Here is a 1,250-nt window from a genome sequence, read left to right as displayed (position 1 = left end):
TTGGAAAGTAACCCAGTCGGACCGCTGACAATAACTTTTCCTCCTTGTGCAATCCACTCCTGTAACGCTTGGAATTGTTTTGGGTGGAGGAACTCGACATTGGGCAAAAATAGCAAGTTAGTGTTATGGAAGTCAGAGGCTTTCTTAACTTCAGTCAAGTCAACAATACAGTAGTTAACTCCAATTGAATGCAAGCGTTCGGTAATTCCAGACCAATGCCCTTGATTATCCCGACTTTTAACTACTCCTAGCTGCACCGTTTCAGCTCTAGCAGCTGGTAACCATGGTAGAGAATTGAGCAAAAGCCCGATTAAGGTACTAACTACAATAGTCTTGAGATCGATAGGATTAGATTTGACTCTGCTTAAATCTCCGATCAAGGGGGTTAGCTGCTTGGACAAATACCACTGCCAATTGGAACTATTACTACTACTGAACACCGTTCACTCCTTAAATTAATTATCCAAATCCTAACCTCTCTTGGTAATTAAGAACGTTAGCGAGAAGTGCGGATTTAGATCACACAGATGGTGGTAGGTATAGGGCTACGCGCCAGGCAAGAGGCAATAGGCAAGAGGCAATAGTGAAGAAAAAAGCTTACTAATCAAGGGATTGAGCGATTTTAATTTTTATTCATTTGTCAAACACCATAGTGCGTAGTGCTATATTGGTTTAATTGGGTTTTATAACTTTTATAACCTATATGGGATAATCTTGTCGGGTGGGCAAAAACCGTTTGATGGTTTTGAGTATTAATGATTATCTTACTTTGCCCACCCTACTTTTATTCTTTAATTCTCGTAGAAGACGGGGATTGAAACCCAAAATTTTTGGTAATTGGTTTAACTATTTTGGCATTTTTCCAGAAATGATCGTCTAACTCAGATATATCTGAAGTATCAATGGCAGAGTCAGGAATAGTTTTGATTTCTTCAAGTCGTTTGGGCGAGATATTCATAATACTTTGTCCTTGTCTTGCAGCGGTCAGTGGTCAGTCTATCCTACTTTCCGCACCCGAATCCTAGTAAGCCTACAGAGCGACAGATACGGATCGGTAAATGGTATATGGACGCGATCGCATTCTAGGGTAAGCGCAAGAAAAAATTGCCCATAGTGTGCATTTGCTAGATATGCTGATAGCTTATTGCTTACCTAGGGAGTAGGAGTATGAAGTAAGGTGAAGTAAATCAAATGGCTTTGATAATTATTAAAAACGCTAGAATTATTTGTGTGGAAAAACAAACCGTAAG

At 39.8% G+C, this 1,250-nt stretch carries 1 protein-coding gene and 1 pseudogene; both read right to left on the bottom strand.

Annotated features, from left to right (window positions below; genetic code table 11):
* A pseudogene (locus F6K38_RS42360) lies at nucleotides 1-440 on the bottom strand (glycoside hydrolase family 10 protein); the annotation flags it as partial.
* A gap of 344 nt (nucleotides 441-784) precedes the next feature.
* Nucleotides 785-958, bottom strand: a complete 174-nt coding sequence (locus tag F6K38_RS42355; RefSeq protein ID WP_287313021.1) for a hypothetical protein — start codon at nucleotides 956-958, stop codon at nucleotides 785-787.
* Nucleotides 959-1,250 lie beyond the last annotated feature (292 nt).

This window comes from Moorena sp. SIO3B2, assembly GCF_010692525.1.
Classification (GTDB): domain Bacteria; phylum Cyanobacteriota; class Cyanobacteriia; order Cyanobacteriales; family Coleofasciculaceae; genus Moorena; species Moorena producens.
The sequence above is the reverse complement of the archived record's forward strand: the minus strand, read 5'-3'. Positions and strand labels throughout refer to the sequence as shown.

Bases quoted from the DNA above. Each gene is read 5' to 3' on its own strand.
- F6K38_RS42355 (WP_287313021.1), bottom strand. From the start codon at position 958: ATGAATATCTCGCCCAAACGACTTGAAGAAATCAAAACTATTCCTGAC.